The sequence below is a fragment of the Microbacterium trichothecenolyticum genome, assembly GCF_030818955.1.
GTDB lineage: Bacteria > Actinomycetota > Actinomycetes > Actinomycetales > Microbacteriaceae > Microbacterium > Microbacterium trichothecenolyticum_B.
Map to the genome: position 1 here is coordinate 2,843,546 of NZ_JAUTBF010000001.1, position 22,259 is coordinate 2,865,804.

The 22,259-nt window shown below is 70.1% G+C and carries 19 protein-coding genes and 2 pseudogenes; 12 read left to right on the top strand and 9 right to left on the bottom strand.

From position 1 onward, the window contains the following. Positions 1–13 precede the first annotated feature (13 nt). The 7 genes and pseudogenes from QE412_RS13480 (at position 14) to QE412_RS13510 (ending at position 8,293) form a co-directional block, all read left to right on the top strand. Positions 14–1,507 (top strand): amidase, encoded by a 1,494-nt coding sequence (locus QE412_RS13480; protein ID WP_307484691.1) that lies wholly within the window; start codon positions 14–16, stop codon positions 1,505–1,507. Positions 1,508–1,538: 31 nt separating this feature from the next. Next, complete coding sequence (locus tag QE412_RS13485; RefSeq protein ID WP_307484694.1) at positions 1,539–2,705, top strand: tyramine oxidase subunit B; 1,167 nt, start codon at positions 1,539–1,541, stop codon at positions 2,703–2,705. Beyond that, positions 2,702–3,862 carry an N-methyl-L-tryptophan oxidase gene (solA, locus tag QE412_RS13490; RefSeq protein ID WP_307484696.1) on the top strand — a complete coding sequence of 387 codons (1,161 nt, stop codon included), beginning with the start codon at positions 2,702–2,704 and terminating at the stop codon, positions 3,860–3,862. The genes QE412_RS13485 and solA overlap by 4 nt, the downstream gene beginning before the upstream one ends. 438 nt (positions 3,863–4,300) lie before the next feature. Then, positions 4,301–6,173: pseudogene (gene dnaK / locus QE412_RS13495) on the top strand (molecular chaperone DnaK). 9 nt (positions 6,174–6,182) lie between these two features. Then, positions 6,183–6,785 (top strand): nucleotide exchange factor GrpE, encoded by a 603-nt coding sequence (locus tag QE412_RS13500; protein ID WP_307484698.1) that lies wholly within the window; start codon positions 6,183–6,185, stop codon positions 6,783–6,785. 8 nt (positions 6,786–6,793) lie between these two features. Continuing rightward, a complete protein-coding gene (locus QE412_RS13505; RefSeq protein WP_307484701.1) occupies positions 6,794–7,777 on the top strand; it encodes a DnaJ C-terminal domain-containing protein in 984 nt (327 codons plus the stop codon). Positions 7,778–7,815: 38 nt separating this feature from the next. Beyond that, a pseudogene (locus QE412_RS13510) lies at positions 7,816–8,293 on the top strand (heat shock protein transcriptional repressor HspR). 162 nt (positions 8,294–8,455) lie between these two features. On the opposite strand, the gene QE412_RS13515 reads toward QE412_RS13510, so the two are convergent. The 7 genes from QE412_RS13515 to QE412_RS13545 form a co-directional block, all read right to left on the bottom strand. Beyond that, positions 8,456–9,637, bottom strand: a complete 1,182-nt coding sequence (locus tag QE412_RS13515) for a Gfo/Idh/MocA family protein (protein WP_307484703.1) — start codon at positions 9,635–9,637, stop codon at positions 8,456–8,458. Continuing rightward, positions 9,634–11,565, bottom strand: a complete 1,932-nt coding sequence (locus tag QE412_RS13520) for a glycoside hydrolase family 127 protein (protein ID WP_307484707.1) — start codon at positions 11,563–11,565, stop codon at positions 9,634–9,636. Before QE412_RS13520 ends, QE412_RS13515 begins: the two co-directional genes overlap by 4 nt. Then, a complete protein-coding gene (locus QE412_RS13525) occupies positions 11,562–12,668 on the bottom strand; it encodes a Gfo/Idh/MocA family protein (RefSeq protein ID WP_307484711.1) in 1,107 nt (368 codons plus the stop codon). Before QE412_RS13525 ends, QE412_RS13520 begins: the two co-directional genes overlap by 4 nt. Beyond that, positions 12,665–13,462: a ThuA domain-containing protein gene (locus QE412_RS13530; protein WP_307484714.1), complete on the bottom strand. Its 798-nt coding sequence runs from the start codon at positions 13,460–13,462 to the stop codon at positions 12,665–12,667. The genes QE412_RS13525 and QE412_RS13530 overlap by 4 nt, the downstream gene beginning before the upstream one ends. A 55-nt stretch (positions 13,463–13,517) precedes the next feature. After that, entirely contained in the window at positions 13,518–14,366 is an 849-nt protein-coding gene (locus QE412_RS13535) for a carbohydrate ABC transporter permease (RefSeq protein ID WP_307484717.1), read from the bottom strand. After that, positions 14,363–15,295, bottom strand: coding sequence for a carbohydrate ABC transporter permease (locus tag QE412_RS13540; protein ID WP_307484720.1), 933 nt, complete (start codon positions 15,293–15,295; stop codon positions 14,363–14,365). Before QE412_RS13540 ends, QE412_RS13535 begins: the two co-directional genes overlap by 4 nt. A gap of 61 nt (positions 15,296–15,356) precedes the next feature. Continuing rightward, positions 15,357–16,586: a sugar ABC transporter substrate-binding protein gene (locus tag QE412_RS13545; protein ID WP_307484723.1), complete on the bottom strand. Its 1,230-nt coding sequence runs from the start codon at positions 16,584–16,586 to the stop codon at positions 15,357–15,359. Positions 16,587–16,792: 206 nt separating this feature from the next. On the opposite strand from QE412_RS13545, the gene QE412_RS13550 reads away from it, so the two are divergent. Beyond that, positions 16,793–17,848: a LacI family DNA-binding transcriptional regulator gene (locus tag QE412_RS13550; protein ID WP_307484726.1), complete on the top strand. Its 1,056-nt coding sequence runs from the start codon at positions 16,793–16,795 to the stop codon at positions 17,846–17,848. Position 17,849: 1 nt separating this feature from the next. Here QE412_RS13550 and QE412_RS13555 read toward each other — a convergent pair whose 3' ends face one another. Beyond that, positions 17,850–18,443, bottom strand: a complete 594-nt coding sequence (locus QE412_RS13555; protein ID WP_307484729.1) for a hypothetical protein — start codon at positions 18,441–18,443, stop codon at positions 17,850–17,852. Positions 18,444–18,475: 32 nt separating this feature from the next. After that, on the bottom strand, positions 18,476–18,889 hold the full coding sequence (locus QE412_RS13560) for a HutD family protein (RefSeq protein ID WP_307487209.1): 414 nt from the start codon (positions 18,887–18,889) through the stop codon (positions 18,476–18,478). 200 nt (positions 18,890–19,089) lie between these two features. On the opposite strand from QE412_RS13560, the gene QE412_RS13565 reads away from it, so the two are divergent. Genes QE412_RS13565 through QE412_RS13580 form a run of 4 tightly spaced genes read left to right on the top strand, consistent with a single transcriptional unit; the run spans position 19,090 to position 22,218 of the window. Continuing rightward, on the top strand, positions 19,090–19,764 hold the full coding sequence (locus tag QE412_RS13565; protein WP_307484731.1) for an IclR family transcriptional regulator: 675 nt from the start codon (positions 19,090–19,092) through the stop codon (positions 19,762–19,764). Continuing rightward, positions 19,761–20,858, top strand: coding sequence for an ABC transporter ATP-binding protein (locus QE412_RS13570; protein ID WP_307484734.1), 1,098 nt, complete (start codon positions 19,761–19,763; stop codon positions 20,856–20,858). Before QE412_RS13565 ends, QE412_RS13570 begins: the two co-directional genes overlap by 4 nt. Beyond that, complete coding sequence (locus QE412_RS13575) at positions 20,855–21,505, top strand: ABC transporter permease (RefSeq protein ID WP_307484736.1); 651 nt, start codon at positions 20,855–20,857, stop codon at positions 21,503–21,505. The genes QE412_RS13570 and QE412_RS13575 overlap by 4 nt, the downstream gene beginning before the upstream one ends. Further along, positions 21,502–22,218, top strand: a complete 717-nt coding sequence (locus tag QE412_RS13580) for an ABC transporter permease (RefSeq protein WP_307484741.1) — start codon at positions 21,502–21,504, stop codon at positions 22,216–22,218. The genes QE412_RS13575 and QE412_RS13580 overlap by 4 nt, the downstream gene beginning before the upstream one ends. Positions 22,219–22,259 lie beyond the last annotated feature (41 nt).

Below are 22,259 nucleotides of genomic sequence, written 5' to 3' on the forward strand. Positions count from 1 at the left end.
CGAAGGGATTCCCATGACATCGACAGACTCGACAACCACCGCACCGGCCGACGGCGGCACCGCTCACGCCTCCGCCGGGCGGCCACGATTGACCGCGGACGAGTACGCGTGGCTTTCCGCCACGCAGATCGCGGCGCGGATCGCCGACGGCGAGCTGACCGCGGTCGAGGTCGCCGAAGCCGCCTGCGCGCGCATCGAGCAGATCAATCCGGCCCTGAACGCCTATGTCTTCTTCGACCGTGCGCAGGTGCTGCGCGACGCCGCGGACCTGGACGCGAAGCAGGCCTCCGGCGCCCCGCTCGGACCGCTGCACGGAGTGCCGTTCGCCATCAAGTCGCTCACCTCGGTGGCGGGCCTTCCCGCCACGCACGCCATGAAGCCCTTCGCCCACGAGATCGCCGAGCGCGACGCCGTGGTGGTCACGCGGCTCAAGGACGCCGGCGGCCTCTTCACCGGACTCACCAACGCGCCCGAGGCGGGATACTACGGCGGCACGGACGGGCACCTGTACGGTCCCACGCACAACCCGTGGAAGAGCGGGCACACGGCGGGAGGCTCGTCCGGAGGGTCGGCCGCCGCCGTCGCCGCCGGCATGGTCCCCCTCGCGGAGGGCGCCGACGGAGCGGGATCGGTCCGGATCCCCGCGGCCATGTGCGGCGTCGTCGGGCTGAAGCCCTCGCTCGGGCGGATTCCGCACTCGCTGCTCCCCGCGAGCTACGAGACGTGGGTGTTCCACGGACCCCTCACGCGCACCGTCGCCGACGCCGCGCTCATGTACGACGTCATGGCGGGCTTCGACCCGTCCGACCCTCTGAGCCTGCCGGCGGAACCCACTCCCCGTGCGGATGCCGCGACGTCTGTCGCCGGGTGGCGGGTCGCATACTCGCCCGACCTCCACGTCGGGTACGTCGACCCGGAGGTGGCGCGCATCTGCCGCGAGGCGGTCGCCGCGTTCGAGGAGCTCGGCGCGACCGTCACCGAGGCGACTCCGGACTGGGGACAGCCGGAGCAGGCGATGTGGGAGGGCATCTGGGTGCCCGGCTTCGCCTCCGACTACGACGTGTTCCCGGACTGGCGTGCCATGAGCGGGCAGGTCGATGACCGCCTGATCGAGATCCACGAACAGGGCGCGGCGCTGACGGCCGTCGAGATCAGTCGCGCACAGGTGTTCCGCTCGAAGATGTACGCCACCTTCACGGAGTTCATGCGCGAGTACGACCTGCTCGTCTCTCCCACGCTGGCGTCGGCGGCGTTCCCGCTCTCGCAGTTCGCGCCGTCGTGGCTCCAGGACGCGCCCCTGCGGAGCCAGCTGCTGGGGTGGCTGCTCACCTACCCGTACAACATGCTCACCTCGCCCGCCATCACCGTCCCGGCGGGCTTCACACAGGACGGCCGTCCCGTGGGCCTGCAGATCGCGGCGCGGCATCGGGCCGACGGCGACGCCCTCGCGGCCGCCGCCGCCTTCGAGTCCGTCCGCCCCTGGTCCGCCGCACGCCCGGCGCTGTGACCCCCTCCCCGACCGAGAACGGAACGCCCTCATGAACACCTCCGTCGACGCGACAGACACCTCCACCGACCTGAGCACGCGGATCGACTTCCTCTACCTGTCCGAGCCCGACATGGTCGCGGCCGGGGTGACCGACATGGCCGCGTGCGTCGACACGATGGAACGGATGTTCCGCGTGCTCGGCGCCGGCGACTACCGGATGGCCGGCAAGAACGCCGACTCCCACGGTGCGATGGTCACGTTCCCCGACGCCCCGCTGTTCCCCCGGATGCCGCGCAACGCCGAGGACCGGCGGTTCATGGCGATGCCGGCCTACCTCGGCGGCGACTTCCACGCCGCGGGGGTGAAGTGGTACGGGTCCAACGTCGAGAACAAGAAGGCGGGCCTGCCGCGCTCCATCCACCTCTTCGTGCTGAACGACGTCGAGACCGGCGCCCCCGTGGCGCTCATGTCGGCGAACCTGCTCAGCGCGATGCGGACGGGCGCGATCCCCGGTGTCGGTGCGCGACAGTTCGCCCGCGAGGACTCCCGCGTCGTCGGCATCGTCGGCCCCGGGGTGATGGCCCGCACCGCCCTGCAGTCCTTCATCGTGGCGCGCCCCGGCATCGAGCTCGTCAAGGTCAAGGGCCGCGGGGCCCGCGGCGAGCAGGCGTTCCGGGAGTGGGCGGAGCGCGAGTTCCCCGGTCTGCGGGTGGAGATCGTGGCGACCAACGAGGACGCCGTCCGCGACGCCGACATCGTCACCTACTGCACGACCAGCGGCGGCACCCCCGAGAACTACCCGGAGCTGCGGCGGGAGTGGGTCGCCCCCGGTGCGTATCTCGCCATGCCGTCCTCGGTGAGGCTGGACGAGGCGCTGCTCGCTCCCGACGTCCGCACGGTGGTCGACAACACGGGGCTGTACGAGGCGTGGGCCGACGAGTTCCCCTATCCCACGTATGCGTCCATCCCGATCGTCGGATGCCACTTCACCGATCTGATCCACGAGGGCCGCATGGCACCCGAGGAGATGGAGGACATCGGGAAGATCCTCGCGTCGGGCCAGGGCGGACGCCGCAGCGACGAGGAGATCGTGCTCTTCTCGATCGGGGGCATGCCCGTGGAAGACGTGGCGTGGGCGACGCAGGTGCTCGCGAACGCGCGGGACCGGGGGATCGGCACCCCCCTCAACCTGTGGGACGTCCCGGTGCTCGCGTGACCGCCGACCTCATCCGGACCGCCGACGTGGTCGTCGTCGGCGCGGGGACCGTCGGCGCGATGGCCCTGTGGCACCTCAGCCGGGAGACGGGGACGCGCATAGTCGGGATCGAGCAGTACGGTCGCGCGCACGGGCGCGGCTCGTTCGCGGGCGAGTCCCGGCTGTTCCGCGTCGCGTACAAGGAGGGGGACGTCTACGTGCCCCTCCTCCGCGAGGCCCGCCGGCTCTGGCACGAGCTGCAGGACGAGGCCGACCGATCCCTCTTCCTCCCGGTGGGGGCGCTCAGCATCGGCGCGCCGGATCAGCCGGAGATGCAGGCCACCCTCGCGACGATCGCGAGCCACGACCTCCCGCACCGCGTCCTCGACCAGCACGATCTTCGCGAGGCCTTCCCGCCGCACGCCCCGCGCGAGAGCGACATCGGGATCCTCGACACGCAGGGAGGCGGTCTGCGTCCGGAGGCGTCCGTCCTCGGAGCGCTCGACCTCGCGGAGCGGGCGGGCGTCGACATGCTGTACCACTGCCCGGTGCTCGATATCGAGGTGCAGCGCGGGGGAGTCGTCGTCCGCACGGCCCAGGGAGCGATCTCCGCCGGCGTCGTCGTGATCGCGGCCGGCTCATGGGCCTCCGAGCTCGTTCCCGCGCTGGCGGAGCTGGTGAGCGTGCGCCAGCTGGCCCTGACGTGGTTCATGCCGCGGGACATCCGCGCCTACGAGCCGGAACGCTTCCCCGTCTTCATGCGCGACATCGGCGCGGCGCACGTCTTCGGGGCGCCGACGCTCGACGGCTACAGCGTGAAGGTCAGTCCCGGGCACGACGGAATGGCGCAGGGGCGGCGGGTCGCCGACCTGCCGACCACCCTGTCGTCGCGGCAGCTGCGGCTGCTCGGGCTGCGGATCCGGGAGTTCTTCCCCGACATGAATCCCGAGCCCGTCCGGTTCAGCTCGCATCACGACGCCTACACGGCGGACCGGGTCCCGATCATCGACCGCAGCGCCGACGGGCGGGTGGTCACGGTCACGGGCCTGTCGGGGCACGGGTTCAAGTTCGCCCCCGTCTTCGGCCGACTGGTGCGCGATCTCGTCGTCGACGGGCGCAGCGCCGACCTGCCCCCGTCGTTCTCGCTCGCGGAGCACCTCGCCCGCCGGGCGGGCTGAGGGGTGGACCGTCCGGGGCGCCCCGCGCCGCGCCGGTGCGTACGGCCCGGACGCCGGGGAGCCGCGAGGTCCTCGGCGTAGCCATCCTTCCCCGCCTCCATGCGGTCGGCGGTGGTGGTGCGTCGTCGTGTGCGCGAGGAGGACATGGGTTCGCAGCGCGGTGTTCCGCCCGGGACGGGAGAGACCGCGCCCCGCACGCCATCTCGCGCTCCAAGCTCGGGCGGATGCCGAGGCGGGGATGCCACGGCGCGGGGCACGCCGGGATGCCACAGCGTCGAGCCGGCGCGCGACCCCGGAAGTTGAGTTGATTCATATCAAGTCTGCTTGACGCCTCGGAACGCCTGCGATAGCCTTGAGTCATCGCGGCTCAACCCCGCGAGAAGACTTCAGAGAAACCCCGAGCCCGGCGTCGGCCGGCTCACAATCAAGGAGACACAAATGCCACGTGCAGTGGGAATCGACCTCGGTACGACCAACTCCGTCGTGAGCGTCCTCGAGGGCGGCGAGCCCAAGGTCATCGCCAACGCCGAGGGTTTCCGCACGACCCCCCTCGGTCGTCGCGTTCACGAAGGACGGCGAGGTGCTCGTCGGCGAGACCGCCAAGCGCCAGGCCGTCACCAACGTCGACCGCACCATCTCCAGCGTCAAGCGCCACATGGGCACGACCTGGACCTTCGACGTCGACGGCAAGAAGTGGACGCCCCAGGAGATCTCGGCCCGCATCCTGCAGAAGCTCAAGCGCGACGCCGAGGAGTACCTGGGCGACAGCGTGACGGATGCCGTCATCACCGTCCCCGCCTACTTCAACGACGCCGAGCGTCAGGCCACCAAGGAGGCCGGTGAGATCGCGGGCCTGAACGTCCTGCGCATCATCAACGAGCCCACCGCCGCGGCCCTCGCGTACGGCCTCGACAAGGGCAAGGAAGACGAGCTCATCCTCGTGTTCGACCTCGGTGGCGGAACCTTCGACGTCTCGCTGCTCGAGGTGGGCAAGGACGACGACTTCTCGACCATCCAGGTGCGCGCCACCGCCGGCGACAACCGCCTGGGCGGCGACGACTGGGACCAGCGTCTCGTCGACTACCTGATCAAGCAGTTCAAGGACACCACCGGTGTCGACGTCTCGGGTGACAAGATCGCCCTGCAGCGTCTGAAGGAAGCGGCTGAGCAGGCCAAGAAGGAGCTGTCGAGCTCGACCTCGACCTCCATCAACCTGCCGTACCTGTCGCTGACCGACTCCGGCCCCGTGTCGCTGAGCGAGACGATCACGCGTGCCAAGTTCGAGGACCTCACCAAGGACCTCCTCGACCGCACCCGCAAGCCCTTCTCCGACGTCATCCGCGAGGCCGGCGTCAAGGTCGGCGACATTGCCCACGTCGTGCTCGTCGGTGGTTCGACCCGCATGCCGGCGGTCGCCGAGCTCGTCAAGAAGGAGACGGGCAAGGATGCCAACAAGGGTGTGAACCCCGACGAGGTCGTGGCGGTGGGCGCAGCCCTGCAGGCCGGTGTCCTCAAGGGCGAGCGCAAGGACGTGCTGCTCATCGACGTCACCCCCCTGAGCCTCGGTATCGAGACCAAGGGCGGCATCATGACCAAGCTCATCGAGCGCAACACCGCCATCCCCACCAAGCGCAGCGAGACCTTCACCACCGCCGACGACAACCAGCCGTCGGTCGCGATCCAGGTCTTCCAGGGCGAGCGCGAGTTCACCCGCGACAACAAGCCGCTCGGTACCTTCGAGCTCACCGGCATCGCCCCGGCTCCCCGTGGCATCCCGCAGGTGGAGGTCACCTTCGACATCGACGCGAACGGCATCGTGCACGTCTCGGCGAAGGACAAGGGCACCGGCAAGGAGCAGTCGATGACCATCACGGGCGGCTCGTCGCTGCCCAAGGAGGACATCGAGCGCATGGTGCGCGAGGCCGAGGAGAACGCCGCGGAAGACAAGAAGCGCCGCGAGTCCGCCGAGACCCGCAACCAGGCCGAGACCCTGTCGTACTCGATCGAGAAGCTGATCAAAGAGAACGAAGACAAGCTTCCCGCCGAGGTCAAGAACGACGTGCAGGCCGATGTCGACGCGCTCAAGACGGCTCTCGCCGGAGACGACGACGACGCGGTCAAGACCGCGTACGACAAGCTGAACGCCAGCCAGGGCAAGCTCGGTGAGGCCATCTACGCCTCGTCGCAGGCCGCCGGTGAGCCCGCCGACCCCAACGTGGGCCAGCCCGGCAACGGCGAGACGCCGAACCCCGAGGAAGACGTCATCGACGCCGAGGTCGTCGACGACGACACCGACGAGAACAAGAAGTAAGCGAAGAACATGGTTGACAAGGACGACGAACAGCCCACGGGCTCGGGCGCCGGTCCTGACGAGACGGGGCCGGAGGAGAACACCTCCGGCCCCGTGCCGTCGGGCGGGCAGCCGGATGCCGAGGAGTTCACCATCGATGACATCCTGGGCGCCGATCAGACCCCCGAGGCCGCGGCCGAAGGGGCCGGCTCCGACAAGGAAGCGTCCCTGCTGATCGACCTCAAGCGCCTGCAGGCCGAGTACGCCAACTACCGTCGGCGCACCGAGGAGCAGCGCGAGCGCGAGATCGAGCGGGCGAAGGGCGAGGCCGTGAAGGGCCTGCTGCCCGTCATGGACGACCTCGACCGCGCCGCCAAGCACGGCGACCTCGTCGAGGGCAGCCCCCTCGCCGCGATCGGCGACAAGGTGCGCGCCGTGGCGGAGCGCCTCGGCGTGGTGTCGTACGGCGCCGTCGGCGACGTGTTCGACCCGCAGCAGCACGAGGCGATCTTCCAGGCCCCGACTCCGGGCGTGACCGAGACGACGATCCTCGAGGTCGTCGAGGTCGGCTACCGCCTCGGCTCGGTCGAGCTGCGACCCGCGAAGGTCGTCGTCGCCGTGCCGGCCGAATAGGAGGACACATGGCGAGTCAGGACTGGTTCGACAAGGACTTCTACAAGGTCCTCGGTGTCGACAAGAGCGTCAGTGCGGCCGATCTGAAGAAGACGTACCGCAAGCTCGCGCGTCAGTACCACCCCGACTCGAACCCGGGCGACGCCAAGGCGGAGGCCACGTTCAAGGAGATCAGCGAGGCCTACTCGGTGCTCAACGACCCCGAGCAGCGCGAGGAGTACGACCAGATCCGGGCCATGGGCTCGGGGGCGCGCTTCTCGGCTCCGGGGGCCGGTGCCGGTGGCGGGTTCGACGATGTCTTCAGCCGATTCGGGCAGGGGCGCGGTCAGCCCCAGGGCGGCTTCGAGGATATCTTCTCGATGTTCGACCAGCAGGGCGGCGGGGGCTTCGGATCCGGCCGGTTCGGTCAGACCACGGGCGGGTTCCGCGGCTTCGGCGGCCCCCAGCGGGGTGCCGACGTCACCGCCCGGACGACGATCGACTTCGTCACCGCGGCCAAGGGCGAGACCATCACCTTGCAGGGCGAAGACGGCGTGCCGTTCAAGGTGAAGATCCCGGCGGGCGTCTCCGACGGGCAGAAGATCCGTCTGCGCGGTCGCGGGCGGCCCTCGCCCGACGGCGGTGAGAACGGCGACATCGTCGTGACCGTCGCGGTCCGCCCGCACCCCGTGTTCACGCGTGACGGTCTCAACCTGCGCGTGACGGTCCCCGTCACCTTCACCGAGGCCGCCCTCGGCGCGACCATCGAGGTGCCCACGCTCGGCGGCGACCCGGTGCGACTGCGTGTCGCTCCCGGCACCCCGTCGGGACGGGTCCTGCGTGTCAAGGGGCGCGGCATCCAGTCGTCCAAGGGCTCCGGCGACCTGCTCGCCGAAGTCCAGGTCGCGGTGCCGGCGCACCTCGACGACGCCGCCCGCGAGGCCCTCGAGCGCTTCCACGAGCTCGAACCCAAAGAGAACCCCCGCGCCGACCTGATGGCCAAGGCGCGGTAACACCACACGAGGCCGGGGTCTCGGCATCCGGAATCAGGATGCCGGGACCCCGATCGACACGACGGAGAGGAGCGGACGTGTCCGGAAGAGAACTCGACGAAGACGCACCGATCTTCGCCATCGCCGCCGCGGGCCGAGCTGTCGAACATGCACCCGCAGACGCTGCGGCAGTACGACCGGCTCGGACTCGTCGTGCCCGCACGCACCCAGGGCGGGTCGAGGCGCTACTCGAGCCGCCATGTGCAGCAGCTGCGGGAGGTCGCCCGCCTGTCGGGCGAGGGTATGAGTCTGCCGGCGATCGCGAGGTTGCTCACCCTCGAACAGCAGGTGCACGACCTGGCGCGGCGGGTGAACGACCTCGAGCGCCAGCTCGTCGCCGAACGTCAGTCGCGCCCGGGAGCGCGCGTGTTCGCGGCCGGGGCGACGGGTTCGGTGGTGACGCTCCGCCACGGCGCGCGCGTGCGCCGCGCCACCGACATCGTGCTGTGGCGTCCGCGCGACGTGCACGGCGACTGACGTCCGGCTCTCGCCCGGCATCTGCGCCGCGCGACGAGAACAGGCCGCGCGACGAGAACAGGCCGACTCTGCTCGAATCGGCCTGTTCTGCGCACACAGCCTGTTCTCGTGACGCGGCGAGCCGCGCGAGGCGACGGCTCAGGCGCATCGCGAAGCGCCGGCTCAGGCTCCCGCGACGTCGACCCATCGCGACTCCGCCGCCGCGCTGACCTCGACCGCGTCGAGCACCCGTTGCACGGAGAGCCCTTCGGCGAACGACGGCGACGGGTCGCGCTCTTCGGCGATGTCGGAGACGAGGTCGACGATCTGATGCGTGAAGGCGTGCTCGTAGCCGAGACCGTGACCGGTGGGCCACCAGGCACCGGCGTACGGGTGCTCGGGTTCCGTCGTGAGGATGCGGCGGAAACCCTGCCGATCGGCGGCCTGGGTGGCGTCGTAGACCTCGAGTTCGTTCTGCCGTTCGAAGTCGAATGCCAGGGCTCCCCGATCGCCCGAGATCTCCAGGCGCAGCGCGTTCTTGCGTCCGGTGGCGAAGCGGCTGGCTTCGAAAGCCCCGATCGCGCCGCTGTCGTAGCGGGTTGTGAACCAGGCGGCGTCGTCGACCGTCACCCGGCCCGTACCGCCTTCGTCGGCGCCGGCCGACGCCCCGAGTCCGCGGCCGCCGGCGAGAGGTCGCTCGCTGACGAACGTCTCAACGGTGCCCGACACCCGCCGCACCGACAGACCGGTGACGTACGAGGCGAGGTCGATCACGTGCGCGCCGATGTCGCCGAGTGCTCCCGATCCCGCCGACGCGCGGTCCAGCCGCCAGGTCATGGGGCTTCCCGGGTCGCTCAGCCAGTCCTGCAGGTACTGCCCGCGCACCTCGCGGATCTGCCCGAGAGCCCCCTGGGCGACCAGTCGACGCGCGAAGGCGATCGCGGGAACACGGCGGTAGGTGAACCCCACCATCGACCGGATGCCACGGGCACGGGCCCGTTCGGCCGCCACGGCCATCGCCTCGGCCTCGGCCAGGGTGTTGGCGAGGGGCTTCTCGCACAGCACGTGTTTGCCGGCCTCGAGGGCGGCGATCGCGATCTCGGCGTGCGAGTCGCCCGGGGTGCCGATGTCGATCAGGTCGATGTCGTCGCGTTCGATGGCCGCGCGCCATTCGTTTCCCGACTCGTCCCACCCCCAGCGCTCGGCCGCGGCGGCGGCCGCATCTGCGCGGCGGCCCACGAGCAGCGCCATACGCGGAGTGACGGGCAGGTCGAAGAACCTCGGGGCGACCCGGTAGGCCTGGGAATGCGCGGCGCCCATGAAGCCGTGGCCGATCATGGCGATGTTCAGGGTGGGGGAGGTCATCGTCGGTCTCCTTCGTCGAGGGGTGCGGCACGGTCGTCCGCGGCCGTGAGAGGAATCCACACCCGCATCGCGCCCGGGGCGGCATTGCCCCACGACGCGTACGGGCGCAGGATCAGTTCTTCGGCTTCGAGAGGGCGCGCGGATCGGGGCCAGGTCGCGTAGAGCGGCTCTGCCGCATCCCGATCCCGTGAGGCCCCGTTCGCGTGCAACAAGGGACCGAGCGCGGTTCCGTCGGCGGCGCCAGGGCGGATGACGACGGCGGGATCGATCAGGCAGCTTTCGATATCGGCGGTGTTGTCACGCTGTTCGAGGCAGTACACGACCGGTCCGCGCCGCACGGCCACGGTGCCCCGCATGGCGTCGGCCCGCGGATGCGCGGCGACGACGTCGACGGGCATCTCGAGCGAGAGCTCGATCACGGTTCCGGATGCCACGTCTCCCGCGATCCGCACCCATCCGTCGCGGGCGTCGAAGGCGCGAACGACGCCGTCGACGCGCAGGTCGGCGCGGCGGCACCACTGCGGCATCCGCAGCAGCAGGGCGACGCCGCTCGGCATCTCGTGCACGACGATGCGCACTCGGGAGTCCCGCGGGTAGGCGGTGTCGATGTCGAGCACGACACGGGCCTCGGGGGCGTCGGTGTCGATGTGCGCGCGGGTGTAGTTCGCGATGCGCAGTTCGCCCGGGGCGGCCACGGCGACGAGCGCCTCGATCGAGGCGAAGGTGCGCATGAGGTTCGGTGGGCAGCACGCGCACGCGTACCACGGCAGGCGTCGTGCGGTGGCTTCTTCCTGGCCGGCGACGTGATCGCCGCGCAGCTGCAGGGGGTTGCTGTAGAAGAAGCTCGCGCCGTCGTCGCCGATCCCGGCGGCGACGACGTTGTACAGCGCCGTCTCGACCGGTTCGAGGTAGCGCGAGTCGCCGGTGGCGAGCAGCATCCGCCATCCCCAATGCATCAGCGCGATCCCCGCGCAGGTCTCGGAGTACGAACGGTCGGGCGGCAGCTCGTACGCATCGCCGAACGCCTCGTCGCGGTGGCGCGAGCCGGTGCCGCCGGTCAGGTACATCCGGCGCGCGACGAGGTCGTCCCACTGCGCGCGCATGACCGCGAGCAGCTCGTCGTCGCCGGTCTCGATCGCGACGTCGGTCGCCCCGGCGTTCAGGTACAGCGCGCGCACCGCGTGCCCGCGCAGTGTCGTCGTCTCACGCACGGGCGCGTCGTCTTGCAGGTAGGCGGCGCCGAACATTCCCGGACCGAGCCATCCGGCCCCGCGGCGGTCGATGAACGCGCGCGCGGTGTCGAGGTGACGTCGATCGCCGGTGAGGCGGTACAACTCGACGAGGGCGTACTCGATCTCAGGATGCCCGGGGTACGCGGACGAGTCCGCGCCGCCGAAGCGCTCAGCGATGTGGTCGGCCAGACGCACCGCCACGGCGAGGAGTCGGTCGTCGCCCATCGCGCGCCGGGCGGCGACGCCGGCCTGGATCAGATGGCCCGCGCAGTACAGCTCGTGGCCGTGGGCGAAGTCGGTCCACGTCGGTGCCGGGGCGTCGTCGCGCTGGAACGCCGAGTTCAGGTACCCGTCGTCGCGCTGCACGCCTTCCAGCAGCGAGACGGTCTCGTCGAAGAAGGCGCGCAGCACCGGGTCGTCGACCCGGCCCAGCTCCCACGCGACCGCTTCGAGCATCTTGTGCACGTCGCTGTCTTGGAAGACCATCCCCCGAAATGGCGCCGCGGAGCGACCCACGAGGCGACGGAGGTTGTCGAGCGCCCCCTCGCGCTCGAGCATCCGGATGCCGTGCCTCAGCGTCACCGCTCCCGTTCGGCGCTGCCATGCTCCCCATGTGCCATCGCCCAGGCGCACCTCGTCGGGACCGAGCGGGCGCAGGCGCGTGCGCCGGGGTGCGACGGGGCCGGGATTCGTCATGCGCGGCCCCCGAGGGCGGCGGCGGATCCCCAGGACTGCAGGCGTGCCCGCACGTCCTCGCGCGTCTCGTCGGCGAGAGCGCGCGCGTAGGCATCGTCGAGCACGCGGTCGAGTCCGACCTCCACGCGTTCCTCGGCGGAACGCACGGCGGCTTCGACCATCGCCAGGCTCCGCACGTTCGCGTGCACCTCGCCCGAGGGTACGCGTCCGGTGCGCAGCACCTCGAGGAACTCCGCCAGCGCTCCGCGGATCTCGCGGGGACCGTCGGCGTCGAGGGCCACGGCCTCGCCGTCTGCGGTGGTCGGCGCGTTGTCGCCGTCCCACAGGGCGGTCCCGCCGGGGCCGCTGGCCCGCCAGCTGCCGTTCCATGACGTCTCGAGCCCGGGGCTGCACCAACTGCCGGTGTAGACGAATCGCTCGCCGCCGGCGAACTCGAACGTCGCGCTGGCCGCCGCGTCTCCCGCATACCAGCTCCACGCGGGGTTCCAGCTGCGGCAGTCCACGCGCACCGGCTCGGAGTCGATGAGGTAGCGCGCCACGTCGAAGGCGTGGATGGCCATGTCGATCAGAAGCGGGTGGGCCATGGCATCCCGGAATCCGCCGAAACGCGGCGCTTTGAAGAACTCCACGCTCAGCAGCCCGGCGCCTCCGATGCCGTCGATCGCCGTGCGGAAGGCCGCGAGCTCGGGATAGTACCGCCGCGACTGGCTCGTCATCAGCAACTCGCCCGAGAGCTCCGCCGCCGCCACGAGCGAGAGGGTCTCGGCCACGCTGGGGGCGATGGGCTTCTCGCAGAGCACCGGGAAGCCCGCGAGCAGTGCCGCGGTGTTCACGGCGTGATGCGCTTGCGGAACCGTGACGTCGATCACCGCGTCGGCGCCCGCGCGGGTCGCGACCTCGACGACATCTGTGCCGACCACGACGTCGCCGCCGACGTCGGCAGCCACGCGTTCGGCGTGGGCCAGATCGATGTCGACGAGCCCCACCAGTTCGGCACCCGCGTGCTCGGCGATGGCCTCGAGCCAGGCCCGCCCCATCGCTCCCGCCCCCACCTGCACGAGGCGCACCGTGCGATCGGTCGTCAGGGTGCGGAACCCGCTCATTCCTCGTCGTCCTTGTTGTGCATGGCGCCCTGGTAACCATGACCGGTGAAGAAGTCGCCGGTGTCGTAACGCAGCAGCACCGGGGTCTCGCGCGAGGGACGGACGGATGCCGCCCACTCGACGCCGTTGGCGATGACGCGCCGCACGTCGCGGTGGTGATAGACGGGGTAGTCCTGGTCGCCGGGGCTGAAGTAGAAGATCTTGCCGTTGCCGCGACGGTAGGTGATGCCGCTGCGGAACACCTCGCCGCCGCTGAAGGTGCTGAGGAAGATGATCTCGTCGGGAGCGGGGACGTCGAAGCGCTCGCCGTACATCTCTTGCTCGGGGATCTCGATCGGGTGCGGCACACCCTGGGCGATGGGGTGGGTGGGGTCGACGGTCCACACGAGCTCGCGATCGTGCTCGCTGCGCCAGCGCAGGGTGCACGAGGTGCCCATGAGCTTGACGAAGATCTTCGACCAATGCCCCGAGTGCAGCACCACCAGGCCCATCCCGTCGAGGACGTGTCGGTGCACGCGCTCGACGATCTCGTCGGACACCTCGGCGTGCGCGGCGTGGCCCCACCACGTCAGCACGTCGGTCTGCGCCAGCAGCTCTTCGCTCAGCCCGTGCTCGGGATCGTCGAGCAGAGCGGTGGTCACCTCCACGCGCTCGCCGAGGTTGTCTTCGATGCCGGAGCGGATGGCGCCGTGCAGGCCGTCGGGGTAGATCTCGGCGACGCGGGCGTCGACCTGCTCGTGGCGGTTCTCGCTCCAGACGACGACGCGGAGGGGACGGTCGGGGGTGGGGGACATGCGGGTCTCCTTTCGTGGGGTGGGTCCGACGGCCGCAGCGATGCGACCGCGGGGATTACTTGATCGCGCCGCCGAGGGCGCCCGCCGCGATGTAGCGCTGGGCGAGGATGAGCAGCACGGCGGCCGGGAGCGAGGCCAGCACGGCCGTGGCCATGACGGGCCCCCACTGCTGCACGTTCGCGCTGAGGTAGTTGTAGATGCCGAGCGTGATGGGGCGCACGGTCGGCGTGCTGGTGAGCGTGAGGGCGAAGAGGAAGTCGCCCCACGCGCCGAGGAAGGTGAAGAGCCCCGCCGTGACGAGGGCGTTGCGACTGATCGGCACCACGATCGACACGAACGCGCGCAGGTGGGTGGCACCGTCGACATAGGCGGCCTCGACCAGGCTGTGGGGGATCGAGGTCATGAACGCCCGGATGAGCAGCACCGCGAACGGGACCTGCGCCGCGCTGTCGGCCAGGATCAGGCCCAGGTGGCTGTTGAGCAGACCGATGTCGTTGAACAGCGTGTAGAGCGCATTGGCGATGACGATCGTCGGGATCATCTGCGTGATCAACAGCACGAAGATGAACGGGGTCATGCCGGGGAGCGTGAAGCGGGCCAGACCGTAGGCCGCGGGGGTGGCGATCACGAGCGTGAGTACGACGGTTCCCAGGGCCACGATCAGGCTCGTGACGAAGTTGGGAGCCTGATCGGCCCACGCGGTCTCGTATCCCGCGAACGAGATGTCGATGGGGAGCCAGGTCGTGGACGCCGCCCCCGAGGTGGCTTGCAGGCTGCTGTTGACCATCCAGTAGACCGGGAAGATCATCACGGCGAGGAACAGCACGCCCAGCGCCGTCAACGGCCAGCTGCGGCGGGGGGACCGGGCGGGCCGGTCGGCGAGGAGGATGGTGCGCGTGGTCATTCGTCCACCGGCTTCCGGTTGAGGGAGAGGTAGACCACAGCGAAGACGAGCGAGACGGCGATGAGGATGTTGCTCACCGCGGCGCCGCCGCCGAACGAGAACTGCACGAAGGACTTCTCGTACGCCCAGGTCGCCAGGGTCTGTGTCGAGTTGGCGGGCCCGCCGCCGGTGAGGCCGAGGATGATGTCGACCACTTTCAGCGTGTAGACAACGCCCAGCACGATCACGACGCTCACGACGGAGCGGATGCTGGGCCAGGTGATGTACCAGAACGCTCGCCACCCGGTGGCGCCGTCGAGCGAGGCCGCCTCGTACAGTTCGTCGGGCACGGCCTGCAGGCCGCTGTAGAGGATCGTGGTGTTGAACGGGATGCCGAGCCAGATGTTCACGCCGATGACCGCGACCAGAGCCAGGCTCGGGCTGACCAGCCACGGCACCGGGGCGATGCCGAAGAGACCGAGGAATTGGTTCAGCGCCCCGCTGTCCTGGTCGAGGATCCACTTCCACACGGCGCTCGAAGCGATGAGCGGCAGCAGCCACGGCAGCAGCAGAAGCGAGCGGAGGAAGCCCGAGAGCGGGAAGTTCCGTTTGAAGAAAAGGGCGAGGGCCAGACCGATGACGAACTGCACCGAGATCGAGCCGACGGTGAACAGGGCCGTGTTCAGCAGTGTCGTGCCGAATAGCGAGCTGCTGAAGACTTCGATGTAGTTGGTCAGGCCCGTCCAGGGGGCCTCCCCGGTGAAGAAGGTCGCGGTCGTGTAGTCCTGGAACGACATCACGATGTTCTTCACGATCGGGTAGCCGAAGAACACGCCGACGAACACGACGGCCGGAAGGACGAACAGCCAGGCCGACAGCGAGGTCGCCAGGCGGCGGTTGCGGCGCAGCGACGGGATCGGGCCGGCGGGAAGCCGGGCGGGAACGGTCATCGGTGACCTCCTTTCGTGGGGCGGTGGTCGACGCGGCGCGGGGCCGCGCCGACCACGGCTCCTACTTGTTCTCGGCCTGCGCCTGCGACAGGGCGTCGGCGGGCGAGGCCTTGCCGGTGAGGGCGTTCTGAACGGCGGTGTAGATGGCCGTCGCCGCCTTCGGCCAGGCGTCGCCCAGCTCGCCGGTGCGAGCGCGGGCGGTCTGCACGGTCGTCACGAACGATGCGACCTGCGGGTTCGCGGCGGCCCACTCGGCGCCGGCCTTCTTGTCGGTGGGGACGTTTCCGGTGACCTTGGCGATCGTCTTCTGCATGTCGGGCTCGCCCAGGCACTTCACGAACGCACCGGAGAGCGCCATCTTGTCTTTGTCGCCGGTGTTCGGCACGGTGAATGCTTCGCCGCCCAGCGGGGCGATGGTGGTCTGCGACGACGTGCGCGTGGGGATGGGAACGCTGTCGAAGTGCAGTCCGCTCTTCTCGGTGGCCTCGTTCAGCGCCGGCAGCTGCCACGGCCCGTTGACCATCATCGCTGCCTTGCCCGCCACGAACTGGTCCTTCACATCGGCTTGCGCCCACGACACCGAGCTCTGCGACATCGATCCGTCGTTCTGCAGGTCGACGATGAACTGCAGGGCCTGCGCCGCCTCGGGGGTCGCGATGTCCTTCTCGTCGCCCCCGTTCGACCAGAAGAAGGGCAGGAACTGCCAGGTGCCCTCGTAGGTGTTGATGTTGCTCATGGCGAACCCGTAACGACCGGATGCCGAGTCGGTGAGCGTCTTCGCGGCGGCGCGCAGTTCGTCCCAGGTCTTCGGGGGCTCGATGCCCGCGGCGGTGAGCATGTCGGTGTTGTAGTAGAGCGCGATGGAATTCGTGACGGGCACCAGGCCATACAGTTCGCCGTCGTAGGTGCCCGCGTCGATGACGCCCTGCACCGCGTCGCCGCCGTCGATGCCGTAGTTCTTCAGCGGCGAGATGGCGCCCGACTTCGCGATCTGCTGGACATCGGGGTTGTCGAGCATCAGCACGTCGGGAAGCGTCTTCGAGGAGGCCTGCTGCAGAACCTTGGCGATGAGGCCGGCGCCGGCGACGTGGTTGATGGTGACGGTGGCGCCCACCTTCTCGGCGCACTCCTGGTAGATCGGGTCGTAGTTGTCCTGGTAGTAGTCCTCGATCGTGAGGTTCTTCGCGTCAGCGCCGCCGGCGGCGGATCCGCTTCCGCCGGAGCATCCCGCAAGGGTTGCGGCGAGTGCGCCGGCGCCGACGAGGGCGACGGCGAGAGGGGTCTTCTTCACGAGTGAGCTCCTTTGCTACGGGTGGGTCGGCGGGTGCCGGTCAAGCGCTTGACCTCTCCCGCGAAGAGAGGCCCGGGCGAGACCGAGGCGGCCGCGTCCACCGAGCGCTGGCAGACAGTCTGCTGCGCGTCATGGGCGTAGTCAAGCGCTTGACCAAAAGTTGCCGAGGGCTAGTGTGGGGTTCACGCATTCGAGAGGACACCGGCATGGTCACCATGCAGCAGGTCGCTGACCGCGCGGGCGTGTCGATCTCGACGGTGTCCTTCGTCGTCAACGACACGAAACCCGTCACGGCCGAGACGCGCGAGCGCATCCAACGCGCCATCGATGAACTCGGTTATCGGCGCAACGCGCTGGCCCGCGCGCTGGCCTCGCGTCGTTCGCACGTGATCGCGATGATCCACCCGATCATCGACCGCAACCACTACGGTTTCGTCGAAGCGGCCGCGGGGGCGGCGGCCGCCGCCGGCTACAACCTCGTGCTGTGGCCCGTGCACTCCGACGATGAGGCGCGCGAGATCACCTCCCTCACCACGACGGGGGCGGCCGGAGGAGTCCTGCTGCTCGAGGTGCGATACGACGACGCCCGTGTGCGCGCCTTGCAAGAGGCGAACTCGCCGTTCGTCCTGATCGGGCGCACGGGAGAGCTCGAGGGGATGGATTTCGTCGACATCGACTTCGAGAGCACCGTCGCCCACGCCATCGATCTGCTCGCGGGCGAGGGGCATCGGTGCATCGGCCTGGTCGTCGAGGACTTCTCGGCCACCGCCCTGGCCTCCTATGCGCCGCCGTTGCGCGTCGCCGACATCTTCCGAGCAGAGATGTCGCGCCGCGACCTCCATGGCGAGGTGTTCACCGTGCCCCGGGTCCTCGATCCCGATGCGCCGTCCGGGACGCCCGGCGCGGGTATCGTCGCTCAGCTCGCGGCCACGGCGCCCGAGACCACCGCACTCGTCGTCATGCACGCCACCGCATCATTCGCCATCGTGCACGAGCTTCGTGCCCGCGGATTGGTCATCCCCCGCGATATGTCGGTGGTGGGCATCGCGGTCGAGTCGGCAGTCACCTCGCTCGTAGATCCCCCGGTCACGACGTTCGAGACGCCATCGCGAGAGATGGGGCGCTTGGCCACCGAGGTGTTGATCGCCCGTATGGCGGGAGCCGAGCCCGGACGCGTGCACCGGCTGATCGACTGCGAGGTGCGTCCGGGCGCGTCGGTGGCGCCGGCGCCGCATGGCCGACGGCGCCTCGACGCAGGCTGACTCAGGCCGGATCGAGCCGGAGCACGCTCGGCGACTCGCCGAGCTTCAGGTCGTCGACGATGCGGATCGTGCGCGCGACGTCGTCGACGGCGCCGATGATCGTGCCGAAGCGCTCGCGGTCGGAGCAGACCGCCGTGACCGTCACGAAGTGCGTGCCCGTGTCCCACGTGTAGGTCGCGAACGGCGGCGTCTGGGGACTGGTCGGCAGCGGCATCGCGAGCTTCTCGCCCATCCCGAGGTAGGGGCTGCGGAACGACTCGGTGTCGTCGTACTCCATCGGCATCATCGCCCGGGCCGTCCGCAGTTGCGGGGTCGCCTCCTGCAGCTGCGCCATGACGACGAGCAGCTCGGGGTCGCTCTTCCATACCCAGACGAGCACGCGGCCCGCCGCGCGGCGCATGAGCAAGGGCGCCGCCTGGCTCAGGATCCAGGCGAAGGCGCCGCCGCCCGGCCGCGGTGTCGAACCCGCCGCGGAGTTCGCCTGATTCAGCAGCATGCCGATGGCCGCTTTGCGGTGGCGGCGGCCACGGAATCCGAGGGAGCCCGTGACGGCTACCCAGCGGTCGGCGGGAGCGTCGGCCTGCAGTCGGGACATGAGTCCAGCCTAGAAGGATCGACGCGAACGGGTCAGTCCCCGTCGAAGCGCACGACCACGCCGATCGAGGGCAGCGGTTCTCGCGGGTCGAGCCGGATCACGTCGAAGCGCGCGGCGACGTCGCTCGCCTCGGTGACGAGCGCGATCGCGGCGTCGTCGAACCGGGCGCCGGCGGCGACCGTGACGAGGGTCGGCTCGCTCCCGGATGCCAGGAGGTTCACGGCGTGGCAGGGGCGGTCGAGCGCGACGAGGTGCGTCTGCGCTTGCCCGGAGAAGCGCACGGCGTCGCCGTGTCGTACGTCGTGCGTGCGCCCGTCGATCTCGAGCCGGATGTCACCGCCCCAGGGCACGAGCGTGCGGTGCACGCCCGGGAAGAGCGAGAACGGAGCGGGCGCTGTCAGCCGCGCGACGCTCAGTTTCCAGGCGTCGGGTTCGTCGCCGGTCAGCGCCCACGTCTGCCCGAGCCCCGTTGCGCCACGGCGTTGCGGTCGTGTCGGCGAAACGGCGGATCACGGTGGCCATACCGGCACCGTACCCCTTCAAGTGTTGCCATTCTGTGGCAATCACGTTTTACTCACTGGAAACATGGCTCGCCGGGCCGCGTAACAGCGGCCGCATAACGTCACTCGCAACGAAGGGAGGACGCATGGCCGAAACACCCACCCGCACCGTGGACCGGGCGCTGTCACTGCTGGGCGCCGTCTGCGATTCCGGACCGATCACCCTGGCCGACGCGGCCCGCGCGGCCGACCTGTCGGCGAGCACGGCGCTGCGCCTGCTGCGCACACTCGAGGCGCAGGAGTTCGTCCGCCGTGTGGCCGACGGTCGCTACGCCGCCGGCGCCCGCATCGTGCAGCTCGGCGCCCTCGCCCTGTCGAACGACTCCCTCGTCTCCCTCGCCGAGCCGGCGCTCGCCCGCGTCGTCGCCGAGACGGGCGAATCCTGCTACCTCGCGGTGCGCGGCGCCGGGGCCACCGCGCTGTACATCGCGATCGTCGAGGGCACCCACTCGATCCGCCACGCGAGCTGGGTCGGACGCAGCATCCCCCTGCACGGATCGGCGGCCGGTGCAGTCCTCGAGGGTGGCACCGGCGAGGCCGGTTACGTCGTCGTCATGCAGGGCGTCGAAGACGACGTCACCGCCATCGCCGCCCCGATCGTCGTGGGCGGGCGGGTCGTGGCATCCCTCTCGGTCGTCGTGCCGAGCTACCGCACGACCGACGTGAAGAACGCGTCGATCGGGCGCCTGCTCGTCGCCGAGAGCCGCTCGATCCTGGCGCACCCCGAACTGCCCGCCGCCACCGAGGAGCGCTCGCGATGATCACCTTCCAGAACGTCACCAAGCGCTACGGCGACGCCGTCGCGGTCGACGACCTGAACCTGGTCGCCCCCACCGGCAAGCTCACGATCCTCGTGGGTCCCTCGGGATGCGGCAAGACCACGTCGTTGCGCATGGTCAACCGCCTCATCCGGCCGACCTCGGGCGACATCCTGCTCGACGGCGAGTCGACGGCGCGCATGGACGTCGCCGCCGTCCGTCGACGCATCGGCTACGTCATCCAGCACGCGGGTCTGTTCCCGCATCGCACGATCGTCGACAACGTCGCGAGCACCGCTCGCCTGGCGGGTGTCTCGGCCAAGGTCGCCCGCAGCCGGGCGCTCGAGCTGATGGAGCGGGTCGGGCTACCGACCTCGTTCGCCTCTCGGTATCCCTGGCAGCTGTCGGGCGGCCAGCAGCAGCGCGTGGGGGTCGCCCGGGCGCTTGCCGCCGATCCGGCGTTCATGCTCATGGACGAGCCCTTCAGCGCCGTCGACCCCGTCGTGCGCGCGCAGCTGCAGGAGGAGTTCCTGCGTATCCAGCGCGAAGAGGGCAAGACCATCGTCATGGTCACCCACGACATCGACGAGGCGCTGAAACTCGGCGACTACGTCGCGGTCATGCGTACGGGCGGTCGTCTCGCCCAGCTCGCCACGCCCGAGGAACTGCTGACGAGCCCCGCCGATGCCTTCGTCGCCGACTTCGTCGGTCGCGACCGCGGCTACCGCTCGCTCGGCTTCCGCTCGGTCTCCGACCTCCCGCTCACCGCTGAGCCCGTCGTCACCCTCGGTGCGTCGGCGGCGGAGGCTCGTGCCGTCACCGACGATGACTGGCTTCTCGTCGTGGATGCCGAGCGCCGCCCGCTCGGATGGGTCGAGACCCGGCATGTCGGCGCGGCTGTCGTGGCATCCGATCTCAACCTCGCCGGAACCGTCGCCCCCCGCGGCGGCACCCTGCGGCAGGTGCTCGATGCGGCGCTGAGCGCCCCGAGTCGTCGCGGCGTGATCGTCGACGACGACGGCGCGGTGGCGGGGTCCGTCACGGCCGCAGCCGTCGTCGCCGCGATCCCCGAGCTCGACGCGGGAGCGGCGGCATGAACCTCGAGTGGGTGCTGCGCGAGAGCGACACGATCCTCGGCCTGCTCGGCTCGCACATCGCGCTGTCGGTCATCCCTGTCGTGGTGGGACTGCTCCTCGCCCTGCCGCTCGGCTGGGCCGCGCAGCGCAGCGGCGTGTTCAAGACCGGCCTGCTGAGCATCACCGGGCTGCTGTACACGGTGCCCTCGCTCGCGCTGTTCGTGCTGCTGCCCTCGGTGCTGGGAACCCGCATCCTCGACCCCCTGAACGTCATCGTCGCCCTGACCGTCTACACCCTGGCCCTGCTCGTGCGCACGGTCTCGGACGGCCTCGACTCCGTCGCCCCCGAGACCCTGCAGGCGGCGGATGCCATGGGCTACCGGCCGCTGCACCGCCTGCTGTCCGTCGAGCTGCCGGTGGCCGTCCCCGTCATCGCCGCGGGGCTGCGCGTCGCGGTGGTCTCCAACGTCAGCGTCGTCTCGATCGCCGCCCTCATCGGCACCCCGCAACTGGGGCTGCTGTTCACCCAGGGGGCGCAGCTGCGCTTCCTGACCCCGATCATCGTCGGCATCGTCCTGTGCCTCGTGCTCGCCCTCGTGCTCGACGCCCTCGTGCTGCTGCTGGCGCGTCTCATGACCCCGTGGACCCCGAGAGGAGCGCACGCGTGATCGCCTACCTGCTCGACCCGAACAACTGGGCCGGCTCCGGCGGCATCCCGGTCCTCGTCGGTCAGCACCTCGTCTACACCGCCGTCGCCCTGCTCATCGCGGGGGTGATCGGGGTTCCGGCCGGCCTGTACGTCGGTCACACCGGTCGTGGCGTCGTCGTGATCGCGGGATTCGCGAACGCCCTGCGCGCGTTGCCGACCCTCGGACTGATCGTGCTGCTCGTCATGATCGTGGCACCGCTCATCGCCTCCGACCTGGCCTTCGTGATCCCGAGCATCATCGTGCTCGTGCTGCTGGCGATCCCGCCCATCATGACGAACACGTACGCCGGGATCCGTGCGGTGGATGCCGCCGCCGTCGACGCCGCGGTCGGCATGGGCTACCGGCCGCTGAAGGTGCTGTTCTCGGTGCAGGTACCGTGCGCGCTGCCGCTGATCATCTCGGGCTTCCGCGGCGCGACCCTGCAGGTCATCTCGACGGCGACGATCGCCGCGTACGTCTCGCTCGGGGGTCTCGGGCGCCTCATCATCGACGGCCGCGCGCAGAACGACTACGACAAGATGCTCGTCGGCGCGCTGCTCGTGGCCATCCTCGCGCTCGTCGTCGACCTGCTCCTCGCGCTCGCCTCCCGCGTCTTCGTCTCTCCCGGCCTCGACCGCCGTACCTCGCGCATCCCGTTGCGGGTCCGCCGCGCGGCCGTGCCGGCCTCCTGATCTCGTTCCCGTCCGACAGCACCACCCGACCCGCACCACCT